This window comes from Variovorax endophyticus, from assembly GCF_025376855.1.
Classification (GTDB): domain Bacteria; phylum Pseudomonadota; class Gammaproteobacteria; order Burkholderiales; family Burkholderiaceae_C; genus Variovorax.
Map to the genome: position 1 here is coordinate 285,534 of NZ_JAHUTH010000007.1, position 18,596 is coordinate 304,129.

The 18,596-nt window shown below is 68.2% G+C and carries 19 protein-coding genes; 7 read left to right on the forward strand and 12 right to left on the reverse strand.

The window, feature by feature from the left end; translation table 11 throughout:
- Positions 1–10: 10 nt before the first annotated feature.
- The 12 genes from KV106_RS11975 to KV106_RS12030 form a co-directional block, all read right to left on the reverse strand.
- Positions 11–772 (reverse strand): SDR family NAD(P)-dependent oxidoreductase, encoded by a 762-nt coding sequence (locus KV106_RS11975; protein ID WP_261210495.1) that lies wholly within the window; start codon positions 770–772, stop codon positions 11–13.
- 59 nt (positions 773–831) lie between these two features.
- Complete coding sequence (locus KV106_RS11980) at positions 832–2,853, reverse strand: lipocalin family protein (RefSeq protein ID WP_261210496.1); 2,022 nt, start codon at positions 2,851–2,853, stop codon at positions 832–834.
- Between the two features lie 85 nt (positions 2,854–2,938).
- Positions 2,939–4,498: a galactarate dehydratase gene (garD, locus tag KV106_RS11985; RefSeq protein ID WP_261210497.1), complete on the reverse strand. Its 1,560-nt coding sequence runs from the start codon at positions 4,496–4,498 to the stop codon at positions 2,939–2,941.
- The gene (locus tag KV106_RS11990) at positions 4,498–5,793 is read right to left on the reverse strand and encodes a TRAP transporter large permease (RefSeq protein WP_057594506.1); all 1,296 of its coding nucleotides are present in this window, start codon (positions 5,791–5,793) and stop codon (positions 4,498–4,500) included. The genes garD and KV106_RS11990 overlap by 1 nt, the downstream gene beginning before the upstream one ends.
- Positions 5,794–5,802: 9 nt before the next feature.
- Complete coding sequence (locus KV106_RS11995; protein ID WP_057594505.1) at positions 5,803–6,291, reverse strand: TRAP transporter small permease; 489 nt, start codon at positions 6,289–6,291, stop codon at positions 5,803–5,805.
- Between the two features lie 145 nt (positions 6,292–6,436).
- Complete coding sequence (locus tag KV106_RS12000; protein ID WP_261210498.1) at positions 6,437–7,414, reverse strand: TRAP transporter substrate-binding protein; 978 nt, start codon at positions 7,412–7,414, stop codon at positions 6,437–6,439.
- Positions 7,415–7,478: 64 nt separating this feature from the next.
- Complete coding sequence (locus tag KV106_RS12005; RefSeq protein WP_261210499.1) at positions 7,479–8,369, reverse strand: SMP-30/gluconolactonase/LRE family protein; 891 nt, start codon at positions 8,367–8,369, stop codon at positions 7,479–7,481.
- A 14-nt stretch (positions 8,370–8,383) separates the two neighbouring features.
- Positions 8,384–9,196, reverse strand: a complete 813-nt coding sequence (locus KV106_RS12010; protein WP_261210500.1) for an NAD-dependent epimerase/dehydratase family protein — start codon at positions 9,194–9,196, stop codon at positions 8,384–8,386.
- Positions 9,197–9,209: 13 nt separating this feature from the next.
- The gene (locus KV106_RS12015) at positions 9,210–10,004 is read right to left on the reverse strand and encodes a transporter substrate-binding domain-containing protein (RefSeq protein ID WP_261210501.1); all 795 of its coding nucleotides are present in this window, start codon (positions 10,002–10,004) and stop codon (positions 9,210–9,212) included.
- Positions 10,005–10,061: 57 nt separating this feature from the next.
- Positions 10,062–10,877 (reverse strand): amino acid ABC transporter ATP-binding protein, encoded by an 816-nt coding sequence (locus tag KV106_RS12020; RefSeq protein ID WP_409976511.1) that lies wholly within the window; start codon positions 10,875–10,877, stop codon positions 10,062–10,064.
- Positions 10,861–11,484 carry an amino acid ABC transporter permease gene (locus KV106_RS12025; protein ID WP_057594532.1) on the reverse strand — a complete coding sequence of 208 codons (624 nt, stop codon included), beginning with the start codon at positions 11,482–11,484 and terminating at the stop codon, positions 10,861–10,863. Before KV106_RS12025 ends, KV106_RS12020 begins: the two co-directional genes overlap by 17 nt.
- 29 nt (positions 11,485–11,513) lie before the next feature.
- A complete protein-coding gene (locus KV106_RS12030; protein ID WP_057594499.1) occupies positions 11,514–12,260 on the reverse strand; it encodes an amino acid ABC transporter permease in 747 nt (248 codons plus the stop codon).
- Between the two features lie 114 nt (positions 12,261–12,374).
- On the opposite strand from KV106_RS12030, the gene KV106_RS12035 reads away from it, so the two are divergent.
- The 7 genes from KV106_RS12035 to KV106_RS12065 form a co-directional block, all read left to right on the forward strand.
- A complete protein-coding gene (locus KV106_RS12035; protein WP_057594531.1) occupies positions 12,375–13,205 on the forward strand; it encodes a FadR/GntR family transcriptional regulator in 831 nt (276 codons plus the stop codon).
- 122 nt (positions 13,206–13,327) lie between these two features.
- Complete coding sequence (locus tag KV106_RS12040; protein ID WP_261210502.1) at positions 13,328–14,317, forward strand: Bug family tripartite tricarboxylate transporter substrate binding protein; 990 nt, start codon at positions 13,328–13,330, stop codon at positions 14,315–14,317.
- Between the two features lie 55 nt (positions 14,318–14,372).
- Positions 14,373–15,284 (forward strand): 5-dehydro-4-deoxyglucarate dehydratase, encoded by a 912-nt coding sequence (gene kdgD / locus KV106_RS12045; protein ID WP_057594497.1) that lies wholly within the window; start codon positions 14,373–14,375, stop codon positions 15,282–15,284.
- 51 nt (positions 15,285–15,335) lie between these two features.
- On the forward strand, positions 15,336–15,791 hold the full coding sequence (locus KV106_RS12050) for a nuclear transport factor 2 family protein (RefSeq protein WP_057594496.1): 456 nt from the start codon (positions 15,336–15,338) through the stop codon (positions 15,789–15,791).
- 70 nt (positions 15,792–15,861) lie between these two features.
- Positions 15,862–16,785 carry a Bug family tripartite tricarboxylate transporter substrate binding protein gene (locus KV106_RS12055; protein WP_409976513.1) on the forward strand — a complete coding sequence of 308 codons (924 nt, stop codon included), beginning with the start codon at positions 15,862–15,864 and terminating at the stop codon, positions 16,783–16,785.
- Between the two features lie 58 nt (positions 16,786–16,843).
- Positions 16,844–18,190, forward strand: coding sequence for a glucarate dehydratase (gene gudD / locus KV106_RS12060; RefSeq protein ID WP_261210504.1), 1,347 nt, complete (start codon positions 16,844–16,846; stop codon positions 18,188–18,190).
- Between the two features lie 55 nt (positions 18,191–18,245).
- Positions 18,246–18,596 (forward strand): aldehyde dehydrogenase family protein (locus KV106_RS12065; protein ID WP_261210505.1); only part of this gene is annotated, 351 nt, incomplete at its 3' end.

Here is an 18,596-nt window from a genome sequence, read left to right on the forward strand (position 1 = left end):
CTTCGAAAACTCAGGGCATGTACTGCCCGCCGTTCACCTCGATGACCTGCCCCGTGACATAGCCCGAGAGCTGTTCCGAAGCGAGGAAGAGAAAGGCGCCCACGCACTCCTCGGGCTCGCCGAGGCGTCCCATCGGGATGCCGGCCCTGAAGTTCTCGAGCATCGCGGGCGTGGAGAAGCGGTCCTGGAACGGCGTCTGGATCACGCCCGGCGCCACCGCGTTGACGCGGATGCTGTCGCCCACCAGTTCCTTGGCCAGCCCGTGGGTGGCCGTGCTCACGAAGCCCTTGGCGCCCGCGTAGAGGTAGGCGGCGGGGCCGCCGCCGGTGCGTGCCGCGACCGAGGTCACGTTGATGATGTTGCCGCCGCCCTGCCGGCGCATCAGCGGCACCGTCTCGCGGCAGAAGGCGAGCACCGAGCGCGCGTTGACATGCAGCACCTCGTCGAACAACGCATCGTCGAACTCGGCGATCGGCACCCGCTTGACCAGGCTGCCGGCGTTGTTCACGAGCACGTCGATGCGGCCGAACTCGGTGACGGTGCGCTGCACGCAGTCGCGGATCGCGGCCGTGTCGCGCACGTCGGCCTTGACCGCGAAGGCGCTGCCGCCGGCGGCGCGGATGGTCTCGACCACCTGGTTCGCGGCATCGGCCGAGCTGTTGTAGTGCACCGCCACGCGCATGCCGCGCGCGGCGAAGGCGATGGCCACCGCGGCACCGATGCCGGTGCTGGCGCCGGTCACGAGGGCGGTCTTGTTCCTGAGGTCTTCCATGGGGCTTGTCGTGGTTGGAGAAAAAAAGCCCGGCCGTCTCGCGGCGGCCGGGCGGTGGGTCACTTCGGCGCGATGCCCGCCACGCTCGGCGAGCGGTACTCGAGCACCCACTTGATCGTGAGCGGCGCCGCCAGGCTGAAGGCCGGCGTGCTGCAGCGGATGCTGGTCTTCAGCGCGCCGGTCGGCGTGTTGTAGTCGAGGTTCTCGCGCACGTCGACCGCCGCGCAGTCCTGCAGGCCCTCGACCGCGAAGCCCTGCACGTCGCCGTTCGCGAAGGCGAAGCGGTTGCCGCCGAGCGCGCGGGCACCGTCGGAGTAGCTGCCGAACTCGAGCTCGAGCTTCGCGATGTCGAGCGCGGCCGCGGGCGTGTAGGTGTCGACGCGCGTGATCCGGCCGGGTTCGAAGGTGTAGCGCGTGCTCGAGGTGATGCGCGGGTCCTTGATCGGGTCGTTGCCCGAGGTGGCGCGGTCCATCGCGTCCTGGTCGTAGCTCACGGTGAGCACCTGGCCGGCCTCGGCGATCTTCAGGTTCTTCTGGTAGGCCGCGGGGATCAGCGGCTGCGAACCGGTCGCCACGGTGAAGCGCGGCTGCAGCTGCGGCCACTGGGTGTCGGCCACGCCCGAGAGCATGTTGTAGGAGTGGGGGATCGCGAAGTAGGGGTTGGTGTGGTGATAGGTCTTCGCACCGTTGACCACCGGCAGGCTGATCACGCGCAGGCCGTCGCGGTAGGTCACCAGGCCGCGGTCGTAGGTCGAGGCTGCGCCGTCGAAGCCCGCGAACTTCGTGAGCGTGGCGCGCGGCTGCCTGTCGAGGTAGGCCAGGAAGGTCTGCGTCGACACCGGCGCCTTCTGCGCGTAGCCGGCCGACTTCCAGAGGTTGTTGGTGTAGATCAGCTGGTGCGACAGGCTCAGGTTCTCGCCGAGCACGCGGTCGATGCCGCGGTAGCTGTCGACGCGCCGGCCCTTCTGCCACATGTTGAGCGAACCGAGCTCGGCGTCGTACCAGAACTCCACGTACTTGGCCGTGACGCGCGTGGCAAAGGCATAGGCGATCTGCTTCTCCTCCTCGTTCAGCACGTTCATGTGCTCGGCCGCCGACAGGACCTCGGCGAAGGCCGTGTCGGCATAGCCCGCGAGGCTGCGGCCGTAGTCCACGCCGTTGCCGGCCGGGTTCAGCCGCACCTTGATCACGTCCACCGACTGGCGCAGCCAGCCCTTGAGCGAGGCCTCGTCCTCGGCCGACACCGTCATGCCGGTCTCGATCAGCCGCTGCATGATCTCGCCGATCAGCAGCACGCTGTAGCGGTCGAAGCGGCCGCTGCCGTCGGTCTCGTCGGAGAAGCCGAAGGCCGAGAAGGTCTTGTAGTGGTTGATCATCTTCTGCAGCAGCGCCTCGCTGGCCTCGGGGCCTTCCCAGCCCATGAGGTGGCGCAGGCGCGCGATGCTGAAAGCCACGCCGTAGTAGTTGGTCGGCAACCCGATCAGCGAATAGTCGGCAGGGTCGACGAAGGCAGTCCAGTTGAGTTTGGTCTTGAGCTTGTCGAGCGTGGCCGGCGAGATCGCGGCGCCGCTGCCCTCGAGCAGGCCGGCCTTCTTGAGCTTCCACAGCGCCGACATGTAGTAGTAGATGCCCCAGCTGTCGTTGGTCACGTCGATGGTCGCGTCGGCGATCTCGCGGTAGCCGTCGATGTACTCGCGGTACTTGGGGTCGGAGCTGGGCGTGTTCAGCAGGATGTACGAAAAACCGATCGCCACCTTGCCGGGCAGGAACTTGTCCTTGCTGCCGGGCGCGAACACCTTCTGCCCCAGCAGCACGGTGTCGAGCTTCTGCGCGCGCACCTGCGCGAACAGGCGCTCGATGGTGGGCAGCAGGTGGCTGCTCACGATCTCGTCCATCGGCGTGTTCGACAGCTTCGGCTGGGCTGCCTGCACCTCGGGCGGCACGGGTGTCTCGGGCGGCGGGTTGTTCGCCGCGGGTGGCAGCGGCACGAAGCTCGCTCCGCCACCACCGCCGCCGCCGCCACACGCGGCCAGCAGGGCAGCGCCGGCGATCATGCTCGCCACCAAACGGGTTCTTTGCATCCTCGGTCTCCTCTCTCGGTTGAAAGAAGGACGCCCGGCCCCCTTTGCCGGGTCGTCCGGAATACCCGCGCCTGCCTCTTTTTTCTCAGGTCACGGGAGCCGGGTTGAAGAGCACCAGCGCGTTGTGCAACTGCCAGTGCTCGGCCCAGGTTTTCTTCCGGCCGCTGGCGACGTCGAGCATCAGGCGGAACAGCTCCCAGCCCACCTCCTCGATCGTGGCGTCGCCATCGGCGATGCGGCCCGCGTTCACGTCCATCAGGTCGTGCCAGCGGCGCGCGAGGTCGCTGCGCGTGGCGACCTTGATGACCGGTACCTCGGCCAGCCCGTAGGGCGTGCCGCGGCCCGTGGTGAACACGTGCAGGTTGATGCCGGCCGCGAGCTGCAGCGTGCCGCAGATGAAGTCGCTGGCCGGCGTGGCGGTGTAGATCAGGCCCTTGTGCGTGGCCTTCTCGCCGGGCGCGAGCACGCCCGAGATCGGCGCCGAGCCCGACTTCACGATCGAGCCCATCGCCTTCTCGACGATGTTCGACAGGCCGCCCTTCTTGTTGCCGGGCGTGGTGTTGGCGCTGCGGTCGACGCGGCCCTTGCGCAGGTAGTCGTCGTACCAGGCCATCTCGCGGACCATGGCCTCGGCCACCGCGGGCGTGCTGGCGCGCGCGGTGAGCTGGTCGATGCCGTCGCGCACCTCGGTGGTCTCCGAGAACATCACGGTGGCGCCCGCGCGCACCAGCAGGTCGGTGCAGAAGCCCACGGCCGGGTTGGCGGTGACGCCCGAGAAGGCGTCGCTGCCGCCGCACTGCACGCCCACCACGAGCTCGCTCGCGGGCACGGTCTCGCGCCGGCGCGCGTTCAGCCGCGCGAGGTGCTGCTCGGCCTGCCGCATGACCGAATCGATCATCGACATGAAGCCCACGTGTTCGTCGTCCTGCAGGCAGACCACGTCGAGGTCGGCATCGCGGCCATCGGCGATCGGGATGCTGCCGGGCGGCAGCAGGCGCTCGGGCTGCAGCTTCTCGCAGCCCAGGCTCACCACCATCACCTCGCCGCCGAAGTTCGGATTGAGGCTGATGTTGCGCAGGGTGCGGATCGGCACGATCGCGTCGGGCGCGTCGATCGCCACGCCGCAGCCATAGCCGTGCTCGAGCGCGACCACGTCGTCGACGTTCGGGTACTTGGGCAGCAGCTCGCGCTTGATGCGCTGCAGCGCGAACTCGGTGACGCCGGCCACGCACTGCACCGTCTGCGTGATCGCGAGGATGTTGCGCGTGCCCACCGAACCGTCGGCATTGCGGTAGCCCTCGAAGCTGAAGCCCTCGAGCGGCGCCATCGGCGGCGGCTTGACGGTGGCGATCGGCAGGCCGTCGAGCTCGGGCGCGGTCGGCATGCGCATCACGCGCTCGTGCACCCAGCTGCCGCGCGGCAGCGCCTTCTGCGCATAGCCGATCACCACGTCGTAGCGCCGGATCGCCTCGCCCTCGGCGAGATCGGCCAGCGCCACCTTGTGGCCCTGCGGCACGTTGTCCACCAGCGCGAGGCCGTCGGCGAACACCGCGCCGGCCTTCAGGCCGCCGTCGTTGGCGACGATGGCGACGTTGTCCGCCGGATGGATGCGGATGTACAGCGGCGGGCGCACGGGCTCGGTCATCAGCGCACGACCATGAACATGCTCGGCAGCCAGGTCGAGAAGGCCGGCACGAAGGTCACGACGCCGAGCGCGAAGATCAGCGCGCCGTAGAACGGCCAGATGGTGCGCATCACCTGGCCCACCGACACGCCCCCGATCGCGCAGCCCACGAACTGGGTGGTGCCCACGGGCGGGGTGTTGAGGCCGAGCGCGCAGTTGATCAGCATCACCACGCCGAACTGCACCGAGCTCATGCCGTAGTGCTGCGCGATCGGCAGGAAGATCGGCGTGCACAGCAGGATGGTGGCCGCCATGTCGAGGAAGGTGCCGAGCACGAACAGGATGATGTTGATCAGCAGGAAGATCATCCACGGCGTGGTCGTGACCTGCGACAGCATCTGGCCCGTGAGCTCGGCCACGCCGTAGAGGCTGATCAGGTAGCCGAAGGTGCTCGAGATGCCGATCAGCAGCAGGATCACGCCGGTGGTGCGCACCGCCTTCGAGGCCGCCTTGATGAAGTGCTCCCACTTCAGCGTGCGGTAGAGGAAGATGGTGAGCAGCAGCGCGTAGATCACCGCGACCGCGGCCGACTCGGTGGCCGTGAAGATGCCCGACAGGATGCCGCCGAGGATCAGCACCACCACGAACAGGCCGGGCAGCGCGGCGGCGAAGGAGCGCCACACGATGTCCCAGCCCGGGAAGGTGCCCGCGGGATAGCCGCGCTTCACCGCCACCAGGTAGGCGGCCGCGAGGTTGCTGAGCGTGAGCACCGCCGCCGGCAGCAGCGCCGCGAGGATCAGCGCCGCGATCGACACCTTGCCGCCCGCTGCCAGCGAATAGATGATCAGGTTGTGGCTGGTGGGCATGAGCGCGCCGACCAGGGCCGCGTGGGTCGTCACGTTGACCGCGTAGTCGGCGTGGTAGCCCTCCTTCTTCATCATCGGGATCATCACGGCGCCCATGGCCGAGACGTCGGCCACGGGCGAGCCCGAGACGCCGCCGAACAGCGTGCAGGCCACCACGTTCGACATGCCGAGGCCGCCGCGCACGTGGCCCACCAGCGCGCGCGCGAAGTTGACGATGCGGTCGGCGATGCCGCCGTACAGCATGAGCTCGCCCGCGAAGATGAAGAAGGGGATCGCGAGGAACGAGAAGATGCCCATGCCCGAGGTCATCTGCTGGAAGCCGACCGCCAGCGGCAGGCCTTCGTAGAGCAGGGTGGCGAGCGCGGACAGGCCGATGGAGAAGGCCACCGGCACGCCGAGCAGCAGGAACAGCGTGAACGAGAGGCAGAGGATGAGGAGCGGGATCGTCATGATGGCGGCTTATCCCCAGGCGGGTTCGACTTCGCGGCCCTTGGCGAGCGCGATGATGTGTTCGATGGAAAACAGGACGATCAGCACGCCCGAGACGGCGGCGGGGATGTACTTCCAGCCTTCGGAGATCCACAGCGTGGGCAGCCGGTATTCCCAGACCGAATCGGCCAGCTCGGCGCAGTTCCAGGCCATGGCGGCGCCGAAGACCAGGATCAGCGCGTGGATCAGGTATTCCATCTTCAGCCGCAGCCAGTCGGGCGCGAGCACGAGGAAGGATTCGAGGCCGATGTGGCCGGCGTCGCGCACGCCCACGGCCACGCCGAGCATGGTGACGTAGAGCACCAGCAGCAGCGCGAGGCTCTCGGCCCAGGTCGGGGTGTTGTTGAGCACGTAGCGGCCGAACACCTGCCAGCTCACCGCGCAGATCACCGCGACGAGTCCGAGGATGCCCAGCCACATGCAGGCACGCGCGAGCGTGCGGCAGAGTTTGGTGTACATGAGGTCTTCCTTCTTTCTTCCTCCCCCTCTGGGGGAGGGCAGGGGAGGGGCAGGCGGCGCCTCCGTCGGGCGCCGCGGTGCCCCCATCCCGGCCTTCCCCCAGTGGGGGAAGGAGCCGATCAACAGGCCGATGCCGCGAGGCGGGTTACTTCGTGTCCTGCACCCGCTTCACCAGGTCCTTGAGCTTCGCGTCGGTGATGAACTTGTCGTACACCGGCTTCATCGCGGCCTGGAAGGCGGCCTTGTCGATGTCGATGATCTCGGCGCCGCCGGCCTTCACGGTGGCCAGCGACTTCACTTCGCGCTCCTCCCACTGCTTGCGCATGTAGGGCACCGATTCCTTGGCGGCCTGGCGGATCCAGCCCTGTTCCTCGGCCGAGAGCTTGTCCCAGGCGCGCTTGGAGAACAGCAGCATCTCGGGCGCCATCGAGTGCTCGGTCCTGGTGTAGTACTTGGCCACCTCGAACAGGCGCGCGCTCTCGTAGCTCGGATAGTTGTTCTCGGCCGCGTCGACCAGGCCGGTCTTCAGGCCCGTGTAGACCTCGCCCATGGGCATCGGCGTGGCGTTCGCGCCCATGGCCTCGATCATCGAGACCCAGAGGTCGGACTGCTGCACGCGCACCTTCAGGCCCTTCATGTCGGCGAAGCTGCGCACCGGCTTCTTGGCCGTGAACATCGAGCGCGCGCCGCTGTCGTAGAAGGCCAGGCCGATGAAGCCCTGCTTCTCGCAGGACTTGAGGATCTCCTCGCCGACCGGACCGTCGAGCACCTTGTGCAGGTGGTCGACCGAGCGGAACAGGAAGGGCATGGTGGGCACCTGCGTCTCGGCGCAGATGTTGTTCATCGGCGCGATGTTCACGCGCACCATCTGCAGCGCGCCGATCTTGGTCTGCTCGATGGTGTCCTTCTCGCTGCCGAGCGCGCTGTTGTTGAAGACCTTGATGCTGTGCTTGCCGCCCGACAGCGCCTTGAGGCGCTCGCTCATGAACTTGACGGCGGTGACGGTGGGGTAGTCGTCGGGATGGATGTCGGCCGAGCGGAACTCGGTGGCGCTGGCGGCCAGGGTGGTCAGCATGGCCGCGGCGCCGACTGCAAGTGCGATGAGTGTCTTCTGGAGTTTCATGTCTGTCTCGTCCTCTGATCGTTGGTTGTCGTGAAAATGAAAGCGCAAAGACTCAGGTACCCAATCAAGTGCCGTACATCGGCTCGGGAAATCCAGTGACGCCCGGCCGCAGCGCGAACACCCCGCCGGCCAGCGGCTGGTCCGACAGGTCGGTGTGGCCCGGCCGGATCGAGGTGACGAACAGGGTGTCGAGGCCCGCGCCGCCGAAGGCGCACATCGCGGGCTTCTTCACCGGCACCGCGAGCGAGCGGTCGAGCCGGCCCCCGGGCGTGAATCGGTGGACCAGGCCGGCGTCGTTGCCGCAGATCCAGTAGCAGCCCTCGGCATCCATCGCGGCGCCGTCGGGGCGGCCGGGCAGGGGCTTCATGTCGACGAACAGTCGGCGGTTCGACGGCGTGCCGCTGGCGGTGTCGTAGTCGAAGGCCCAGACGGCCTGCACGCTCGGGTGCGAATCGGAGAGGTACATCGTGCGGCCGTCGGGGCTCCAGGCCAGGCCGTTGGGCACGATCAGGTCGTCGAGGCGCAAGGCGGCGCTCGCGTCGCCCCGGCCGTGGCTGTAGAGGCGGCCGACGCGCGCGCCCGCGGCCATGTCCAGCAGCATGGTGCCGGCCCAGAAACGGCCCTGGCGGTCGCAGCGGCCGTCGTTGAAGCGCATCGCGGGAGCCGCGTGCTCGACCGGCGCGACCGACGTGGCGGCCAGCGTGCCGTCGGCCCGCGGTTCGAGCGAGAACAGGCCGCTCTCCATGCCCGCGATCCAGGTGCCGGGGCGGTCGGCGCGCGGCGCGATGCAGGCGATCATCTCGGGCGCGCTCCAGCTGGCATGGCCCTCGGTGGCGTGCCAGCGGTGCAGCGCGCGCGCCGGGATGTCGACCCAGTAGAGCGCCTGCTCGGCCGCATGCCAGACCGGGCTTTCGCCGGTGCCGTTGCGCGCGTCGAGAACGAGTTCGGCCTGCATGCTGGGCGTGCCGCTCAATCGCCGAACGGGCCCTGCGCCGTGAAGGCACCGCCCTGGTAGATCGCGTTGGGATCGGTGGGGGCCACCGGCGGCTGCTGCTCGATCTTGTCGCGGAACACCTCGGAGCCGTCCTGCGGCACGAAGCCCAGGTGCGCGGCCGCGCTGTTGTCCCACCACACGTCGCGGTTGGCCGACATGCCGTAGACCACCGTGTGCTTCACGCCGGGCGTGAACAGCGACTTCTCGATCAGCGTGGTGAGGTCGCGGTAGCTGAGCCAGGTGCTTATCATGCGGCGGTTCGCCGGCTCGGGGAACGAGGAGCCGATGCGGATGCTCACGGTCTCGATGCCCCAGCGGTCGAAGTAGAACTGCGCCATGTCCTCGCCGAAGGACTTCGACAGGCCGTAGTAGCCGTCGGGCCGACGCGCGGCATGGGCGTCGATGCGTTCGTCCTGCCGGTAGAAGCCGATCACGTGGTTCGAGCTCGCGAACACCACGCGCTTCACGCCGTGGCGGCGCGCGGCCTCGTAGACGTTGAAGACGCCCTTGATGTTGGCCTCGAGGATCTCCTCGAACGGCCGCTCGACCGACACGCCACCCAGGTGCACGATGGCATCGCAGCCCTCGACCAGCGCATGCACCGCGGCCTTGTCCGCGAGGTCGCAGGGCACCACTTCCTCGCTCGCGTCGGCGGCCGGCGCGAGCGCCGCGATGTCGGACACGCGCAGCACGTCCGCATAGGGCTTGAGCCGTTCGCGCAGCACCTTGCCGAGGCCGCCAGCGGCGCCGGTCAACAGCAGCCGGTCGAGTTTCTTGTTCGATTCCATCCGTCGCTCGTCCTTACAGCTTGGTGATGCGCTCGGGCAGGTCGCGGCCGTGGTACTTCTTGTAGATGGCGTTGAGCTTGCCGTTCTTCTGGTTCGTCACGACCCAGTTGTTGATCCACTCCTTGAGCTTGGGCTGCTCCTTGTTGAGCGCGATGCCCAGGTCGAAGTCCTTCTGCGAGAACTTCAGCTCGAGGTTCTTGGCCGGGGCCTGCTTGATCATTTCGCTGAGGTTCGAAGGCGTGCTCGAGAACAGGTCGATCTGGCCCGTGACCATCGAGGTGATCAGCGTGGCGTCGTCCTCGTAGCGCACGATCTCGGCACCCTTGGCCTGCTGGGTGGTCAGCGTGTCGTTGACGGTGGCGCGCGTCAGGCCGATGCGCTTGCCGTTGAGGTCGGCGTAGTCCGTGACCTTGATGCTCCTGGGGCCGCCCACGATGATGCTGATGACGGCGTAGGGCGTCGAGAAGTCGACCACCTTCTCGCGCTCGGGCGTGATCGACAGGTCGGCCACCACGATGTCGGCGCGCTGCGCCTGCAGCGTGGGCACGCGCGCGGCGTTGGTGACCGAGACGATCTCGAGCTTCACGCCCAGGTCCTTGGCCAGTTGCGCGGCAGTGTCGACGTCGGAGCCGGTGGGCTGCAGGTTGGCGTCGGCGAAGCTGAACAGCGGCGTGCCCATGGCGATCGCGACGCGGATCTTGCCGGCCTTCTTGATGTCGTCGAGCTGGTCGGCCATGGCGGCCTGTGCCACGCCGGCCACGAGGGCCAGCGCGATGCAGCTGCGGGTGAAGGCTTTGCCGAGTTTCATGAATATCTCCTGGTGTGGTTTGGTATGGGAGTAAAGAGAAAGACCCGGGCTGCCTGTTTACAGCCCGTTGTTCAGGAAGGCATGCAGCTCCGGCGTGCGCGGCGCGTCGAGCATCTCGCCCGGGCCGGTCTCCCACACGGTGCCCTGATGCATGTAGATAATCCGGTCGGCCACGCGCTTGGCGAAGGCCATCTCGTGCGTCACCAGCAGCATGGTCATGCCGCCGGCTGCGAGGTCCTCCATCACGCGCAGCACCTCGCCGGTGAGCTGGGGGTCGAGCGCCGAGGTCACCTCGTCGAACAGCATGACCTTGGGCGACATCGCGAGCGAGCGCGCGATGGCCACGCGCTGCTGCTGGCCGCCCGAGAGCTGCTCGGGATAGGCGTCGGCCTTCTGCTTGAGGCCCACCTGGTCGAGCACGCGGATCGCGACCTCGGCGGCCTCGCCGCGCGAGAGCTTCTTCACGTGGCGCAGCGCCAGCATGATGTTCTCCTGCACCGTGAGATGGGGGAACAGGTTGTAGCTCTGGAACACGATGCCGACCTCGAGCCGCAGGCGCTTGAGGTCGACCGCGGGATCGTCGACGCGGATGCCGCAGACCTCGATGCTGCCGCGGTCGATCACCTCGAGCCGGTCGATGCAGCGCAGCGCCGTGCTCTTGCCCGAGCCGCTGGCGCCGATGATGGCGATCATCTCGCCCTTGGCGACCTCGAACGAGACGCCCTTGAGCACCTGGTTCGCGCCGAAGCTCTTGTAGACCTGGTCCAGGCGCACGATGGGCGCGGCGCCCGGGACCTGCGCGGCACCGCCGCCGGCCGTGCCGACGCTGGCGTCCATGTAGGGGGTGCGCAGGGATTCAACGATTGGCGACATTGAGCTTCTTCTCCATCGCTTCGCTCCAGCGCGACAGCGGATAACACAGGGCGAAATAGAAAGCGCCGACCAGGAGGAAGACCAGGAAGGGCTGGAAGATGGTGTTGTTGATGATCTGGCCGGCGCGCGTGAGCTCGACGAAGCCGATCACCGAGGCCAGCGAGGTCATCTTGATGATCTGCACCAGGAAGCCGACCGTGGGCGGCAGCGACAGGCGCACCGCCTGCGGGATGATCACCAGGCGCAAGGTCTGCCAGCGCGTGAAGGCCAGGCATTCGGAGGCTTCCCACTGCGGCTTGGGCATGGCCTCGACGCAGCCGCGCCAGATGTCGCCGAGGTAGGCGCTGACGTAGATCATCATCGCGATGCCGGCCGCGATCAGCGAGGGCAGCGCGAGGCCGTAGACCGAGAGGCCGAAGTAGACGATGAACAGCAGGATCAGCAGCGGGATGCCCTGGATGCACTCGATGTAGACCAGGGCGAGCCAGCGCAGCCAGGGCCGCGGCGAGATGCGCGCGAGCATCAGGCCGAAGCCGCCGATGGCGCCGAGCGCGAAGGCGATGGCCGAGAGCACCAGGGTCCAGCCGATGGACTGCACCAGGTACATCAGGTGCGTGAAGGTGAAGTGGCCGATGCTCACGCTGCACCCCCATGGATCGCAACGGCGGCCGCTGCGGCCGGCTGCGCCTTGCCGGCCTGCGCGGCCGCGCGGCGCACCACGCGGCGGCGGCGGAACATGTACTCGCCGAGCGCCCAGGTCACGAGCTTGATGAGAAGCGACAGCACCAGGTAGAGGGCCGCGACCACAATGTAGGTCTCGAGCGAGCGGAAGGTGTCGGACTGCACGGTGTTGGCGATCGCCGTGAGTTCCTCGGCCGAGATCTGCGAGGCCATCGCCGAGGCCTGCATCATCAGCAGGAACTGGCTCGTGAGGGCGGGGTAGACCTTCTCGATCGAGGGCTGCAGCATCACGTGCCAGCCGATGCGCCACTTCGACAGGCCCAGGCATTCGGCCGCCTCGATCTGCCCGCGCGGCACCGACTCGAGGCCGGCGCGGATGATCTCGGCCGCGTAGGCCGCGATGTTGATCACCATCGCCAGCACCGCGGCCGCGAAGGTCGGCATGCGCAGGCCGAAGCTCGCGAGGCCGAAATACAAAAGGAAGATCTGGACCAGGAACGGCGTGTTGCGCACCACCTCGATGTAGATCGAGCAGGCGCGCGACAGCGGCCGGATGCGGCTGCGCTTGGCGAAAGCCACCAGCGTGCCCACGCACACGCCGATCAGCACGGCCAGCGCGGTCATCTTCAGGGTCAGCCATGCCCCGTTGACGAACACGGGCCAGTACGATGCCAGCGGAGAGAAATCGAGCGAATACTTCATGCGAAAGCCGCTTCCGGAACACCACCCGCGGCGGTGCGAAAAAGGCGCTTGGACAGTTTTTGAGTGATAGGTTATCTGTTGTCGTACAACTGACGGGAGATTATGATCGTGGGCATGGACCAGACGACTGCGGGTAATCCCTTGGTTTCCGATGCGCCGGAAACCGGCGCCTCCGCCGCGAAGGGCGGCAGCGCCTTCGTGGGGCGGCCGCGCCAGCGCGCGCGCGGACTGGCGCACGGCCTGGTGGAAGACCTGGGCGAGAAGATCCGCAGCCAGGCGCTGCGGCCGGGCGACAAGCTGCCGACCGAGTCGGCGATCATGCAGGCCTATGGCGTGAGCCGCACCGTGGTGCGCGAGGCGCTGTCGAAGCTGCAGGCCGGCGGGCTGGTGGAGACCTTGCACGGCGTCGGCACCTTCGTGCTGCAGCCGCGCCCGGGCGGGGTGTTCCGGCTCGAGCCGGGCGAGATCGCGACCTCGGTCGACGTGCTGGCCGTGCTCGAGCTTCGCATCAGCCTCGAGACCGAATCCGCCGGACTGGCCGCGAGCCGCCGCACCGAGGAGCAGCTGGTCGCGATGCGCCAGGCGCTCGACGATTTCGAGCACAACGTGACCGTCTCGGGCGATACCGTGGCGCCCGACTTCCGCTTCCACCTGCAGATCGCCCAGTCGACCGGCAACCCCTATTTCGCCGACATCATGCGGCACCTGGGCACGACGATCATCCCGCGCACCCGCATCAGCGCGATCCGCCACCAGGAGGGCGGGGCCTACCTCAGCCGCGTCAACCGCGAGCATGAAGAGATCTATGCGGCGATCGCGCGGCGCGACCCCGAGTCGGCCCGCGCCGCGATGCGCATCCACCTGACCAACAGCCGCGAACGGCTGCGCATGGCTCAGGAAGCGGCGCAGAAGAAGGCCGAAGCGGCCAAGTCCTCCGATAACTAGCCCCGCGAACGCCTTTTGGCGTTCGTGATGCTGGACAACTTGTTTTTCTAGTTGTACGATGACTGATAACTCGCAAGGCCAACGAGCGAGGCATCGACCATCGAGACAACTGGAGGCAGAGGATGACCATCAAACGCCGCGGCGCGCTCAGCGCCGCACTGGCCACGACGTTGGCCGCAAGCCTGCCGGGGTTCGCCCTGGCGCAAGCCAGCACCGCCGGCTGGCCCGCGAAGCCGCTGCGCATCGTGGTGCCGTACCCGCCCGGCGGTTCGTCGGACATCATCGCGCGCGCCATCAGCCAGCCGCTGTCGGAGGCGCTGAAGCAGCCGGTGATCGTCGAGAACAAGCCCGGCGCCAACGGCAACCTGGGCGCCGACTTCGTCGCCAAGTCCGCGCCCGACGGCTACACGCTGCTGCTGTGCGACGTGGGCGCGCTGGCGATCAGCCCCTCGGTCTACACCAGGCTGTCCTTCGATCCGTCGAAGGACCTGCGCGGCGTGACCATGCTGGCCTATTCGCCGCACCTGCTGGTGGTGCATCCGTCGGTGAAGGCCAACAACCTCAAGGAACTGGTCGCGCTGTCGAAGACCTCCGAACTGAATTTCGCCGTGACCGCCACCGGCAGTGCACCGCACCTGGCCGGCGTGGCGCTCGAGCGCGCGAGCGGCGCCAAGTGGACCTACGTGCCCTACAAGGGCGGCGTGCAGGCGGTGCAGGACACCGTCTCGGGCCAGACCCAGGTGCTGATGAACGGCATGCTCGCCACCCTGCCGCAGGTGCAGGGCGGCCGCCTCAAGGTGCTGGGCGTGTCCAAGGCCACGCGCATGCCGCTGATCGGCGACGTGCCGACCATCGCCGAGCAGGGCGTGCCCGGCTACGAATCGGGCACCTGGCAGGGCGTGCGCGTCGCGCGCGGCACGCCCGATGCCATCGTGCAGCGCCTCAACAAGGAACTGATCGCCGTCATCCGCACGGCCGACATCCGCTCGCGCCTCGCGGGGCAGGGCGCCGAGGTGGTGACCATGACCCCGGCCGAGGAGGAGCGCTTCTTCGACAAGGAACGTGCGCGCTGGGCCAAGGTGGTGGCCGACGCCAGCATCAAGCTCGACTGAACGCGCTCGCCGCTTCCAACCCTTTCTTCATTTCTTTCACTGGACGTTTTCTTCGATGAACCCGCAAGAACTCAAAAACATCATGGGCTCCGGCCTGCTCTCGTTCCCGCTGACCGACTTCGATGCCAACGGCGACTTCGACCAGAAGGGCTACATCGAGCGCCTCGAATGGCTCGCGCCCTATGGCGCCAGCGCGCTGTTCGCGGCCGGCGGCACGGGCGAGTTCTTCTCGCTGACCGGCGAGGAGTACCCCGGCATCATCCAGACCGCGGTCGACACCTGCCGCGGCAAGGTGCCGATCATCGCGGGCGCCGGCGGCCCCACGCGCTTCGCGATCCAGTGCGCGCAGGCGGCCGAGAAGGCCGGCGCGCACGGCATCCTGCTGCTGCCGCACTACCTGACCGAAGCCGGCCAGGACGGCATCGCCGCGCACGTCGAGGCCGTGTGCAGGAGCGTGAAGTTCGGCGTGATCGTCTACAACCGCGCCACCAGCCGCCTCAAACCCGACACGCTGGCGCGCCTGGCCGAACGCAACCCGAACCTGGTGGGCTTCAAGGACGGCGTGGGCGACATCGAGGCGATGGTCGCCATCTACCAGAAGATGGGCGACCGCTTCGCCTACCTGGGCGGCCTGCCCACGGCCGAGGTCTATGCCGCGGCCTACAAGGCCATGGGCACGCCGGTGTATTCGTCGGCCGTCTTCAACTTCATCCCGAAGACCGCGATGGACTTCTACAACGCCGTCGCCAACGACGACCTGCCGACCCAGCACCGCCTGCTGAAGGACTTCTTCATGCCCTACCTCGAGCTGCGCAACCGCGTGCCGGGCTACGCCGTGAGCATCGTCAAGGCCGGCGCCAGGATCGTCGGCCATGACGCCGGCCCGGTGCGCGCGCCGCTGACCGACCTCAAGCCCGACGAGGTCGCGCAGCTCGCCGCGCTGATCGAGAAGCTGGGTCCGCAGTAAGCGGCGCCGCTGTCGAAAGAGAAGCAAATACAAAACACCGGAGATGACGACATGCTGAAGAAACTGTTCCTCGTTGCCGCCGCCGCGGCGCTGTTCTCGGGTTGCGCCAACGTCATGCCCACGGGTGGCGGCAGCGCCTCCGATGCGGCCGACGTGGCCGCGGCCGCCGAGCGCCTGCGCATCGCGATGGTCGACCCGACCCGTCCCGCGCTGTCGGCGCTGGTGGCCGACGAGCTCAGCTACGGCCATTCGGGCGGCAAGGTCGACACCAAGGAAAGCTTCATCGCCGACCTGCTCGACGGCAAGTCCGACTTCGTGACCATCACCATCACCGAGCAGACCGTGAAGGTGGTCGATGCCCGCACCGCCATCGTGCGCCATGCGCTGGCCGCCGACACCAACGACTCGGGCAAGCCCGGCAAGGTGGCGCTGAAGATCCTCGGCGTGTGGCAGAAGCAGGGCGGCAACTGGAAGCTGCTTGCGCGCCAGGCCGTGCGCGCCTCCTGATCCGGGGCAGACACGCATGAAGCGCAGAGCATTGCTCGCGGCCGGCCTGGCCGCCGCGGCCTGGCTGCCGATGGCCACCTTCGCACAAGGCGACTGGCCATTGCAGAAGCCCGTGACCGTCATCGTGCCGTTCCCCGCGGGCGGCTCCACCGACATGGTGGCGCGCGCGCTGGCGCTGCAGCTGCAGACGAAGCTCGGCGGCAGCTTCGTGGTCGACAACCGGCCCGGTGCCACCGGCACCATCGGCACCGGCTTCGTCAAGCGCGCGGCGCCCGACGGCTACACCCTGCTGGTGTCCTCGCTCGGCGCCTTCGTCGTCACGCCGCACCTGCAGAAGAGCGTGCCCTACGACGCGACCAAGGACTTCGACTACATCAGCGTGCCCGTGCAGGCGCCCAACGTGCTGGTGGCCAACGTCGCGCGGCCCGAGAAGACCGTAGCCGAGGTGCTCGCGCTGCTGCGCAAGACGCCGGGCAAGGTCTCGTTCGCGAGCTCGGGCAACGGCTCCTCCGATCACCTGTCGGCCGAGCTGTTCTGGCAGCAGACGAAGACCGAGGGCGTGCACGTGCCCTACAAGGGCGGCGCGCCGGCGGTCAACGACCTGCTCGGCAACCAGGTCGACTTCTCGTTCCAGAACGTCAATGCCGTGCTGCCGCACATCCGCGCCGGCAAGCTGCGCGCCATTGCCGTCACCGGCGACAAGCGCTCGCCCGTGCTGCCCGAGTTGCCCACGCTGGCCGAGGCCGGCGTGAAGGGCGCCGAGGTCTATTCGTGGCAGGGCGTGGCCGCGCCGCGCGGACTGCCGCCGGCCACGAAGAAGAAGCTGGCCGATGCCGTGGTGGCCGCGATGCAGGATCCCGAGACCAGGAAGCGCATGCTCGAGCAGGGCCTCGAGATCGTCGCGAGCACGCCCGAGGAATTCACCGCCTTCCAGGCGCGCGAATGGACGCGCTGGAAGACCCTGATCGAAACCCGGCACATCACCGCCGATTGATCACGCCGATCGACAAGGGCCCCGCGGGCCCGCAGCCTTCAGAACCGACGCCAAAGCCATGACGCTCCCGGACTCCCGTTCCTCCACCCCCGTCGTCACCGAGATGCAGGTGATCCCGGTCGCGGGCCGCGACAGCATGCTGATGAACCTCAGCGGCGCGCACGGCCCCTTCTTCACGCGCAACCTGCTGATCCTCACCGACAGCGCCGGGCGCACCGGCGTGGGCGAGGTGCCCGGCGGCGAGAAGATCCGCCAGACGCTCGAGGACGCGCGTCCCCTGGTCGTGGGCCAGCCCATAGGCAACCACAACGCCGTGCTCAACGCCATGCGCCGCGAGTTCGCCGCGCGCGACAGCGGCGGGCGCGGCCTGCAGACCTTCGACCTGCGCGTGACCATCCATGCGGTCACGGCCGTCGAGGCCGCGCTGCTCGACCTGCTGGGCCAGTTCCTCGAGGTGCCGGTGGCGGCGCTGCTCGGCGAGGGCCAGCAGCGCGACGCGGTGCAGATGCTCGGCTACCTGTTCTACATCGGCGACCGCGCGAAGACCGACCTGCCCTACGACAGCGACCCGGGCGCCGACAACGACTGGTTCCGCCTGCGCCACGAGGAGGCCATGACCCCCGAAGCCATCGTGCGCCTGGCCGAGGCCACGCATGCGCGCTACGGCTTCACCGACTTCAAGCTCAAGGGCGGCGTGCTGCGCGGCGAGGAGGAGGTGGAGGCGATCCGCGCGCTGCACGAGCGCTTTCCGCAGGCGCGCGTCACGCTCGATCCCAATGGCGGCTGGCTGCTGGCCGACGCGGTGCGGCTGTGCCGCGACCTGCATGGCGTGATGGCCTATGCCGAGGACCCGTGCGGCGCCGAGGGCGTGTTCTCGGGCCGCGAGGTGATGGCCGAGTTCCGCCGCGCCACCGGCCTGCCCACGGCCACCAACATGGTCGCCACCGACTGGCGCGAGATGGTCCACAGCCTGTCGCTGCAGTCGGTCGACATCCCGCTGGCCGACCCGCACTTCTGGACCCTGGCCGGTTCGGTGCGCGTGGCCCAGCTGTGCCAGGCCTGGGGCCTGACCTGGGGCTCGCATTCGAACAACCACTTCGATGTGTCGCTCGCCATGTTCACGCACGTGGCGGCGGCCGCGCCGGGCAAGGTCACGGCCATCGACACGCACTGGATCTGGCAGGACGGCCAGCGCCTGACGAAGGCGCCGCTGCGCATCGAGGGCGGCTTCGTGAAGGTGCCCACGCGCGGCGGCCTCGGCGTGGAGCTCGACATGGACGAAGTCAAAAAAGCTCATGACCTCTACTTGAAGCATGGCCTGGGCGCGCGCGATGATGCGCAGGCGATGCAGTACCTGATCCCCAACTGGCGCTTCGACAACAAGCGGCCCTGCATGGTCCGCTGAGACCGCCGGTCTCACCCCTCATTCCGTTCTTTACGCAGCAACAAGGATGCATTCCATGCAGAACCACGACAACCTGATCGGCGGCGAATGGCGCGCCGGCGCGAGCTACAGCCCCAACGTCAACCCCAGCAACCTCGGCGACGTGCTGGGCCACTACACGCAAGGCGACGCGAGCCATGTCGAAGCGGCCGTGGCCGCCGCCACCGCGGCCTTCCCGGCCTGGGCCACGGGCAGCGTGCAGGCGCGCTCCGACGCGCTCGACAAGATCGGCAACGAGATCCTCGCGCGCAAGGAGGAACTCGGCACGCTGCTGGCGCGCGAGGAGGGCAAGACCAAGGCCGAAGGCATCGGCGAGGCCACGCGCGCGGGCCAGATCTTCAAGTTCTTCGCGGGCGAGTGCCTGCGC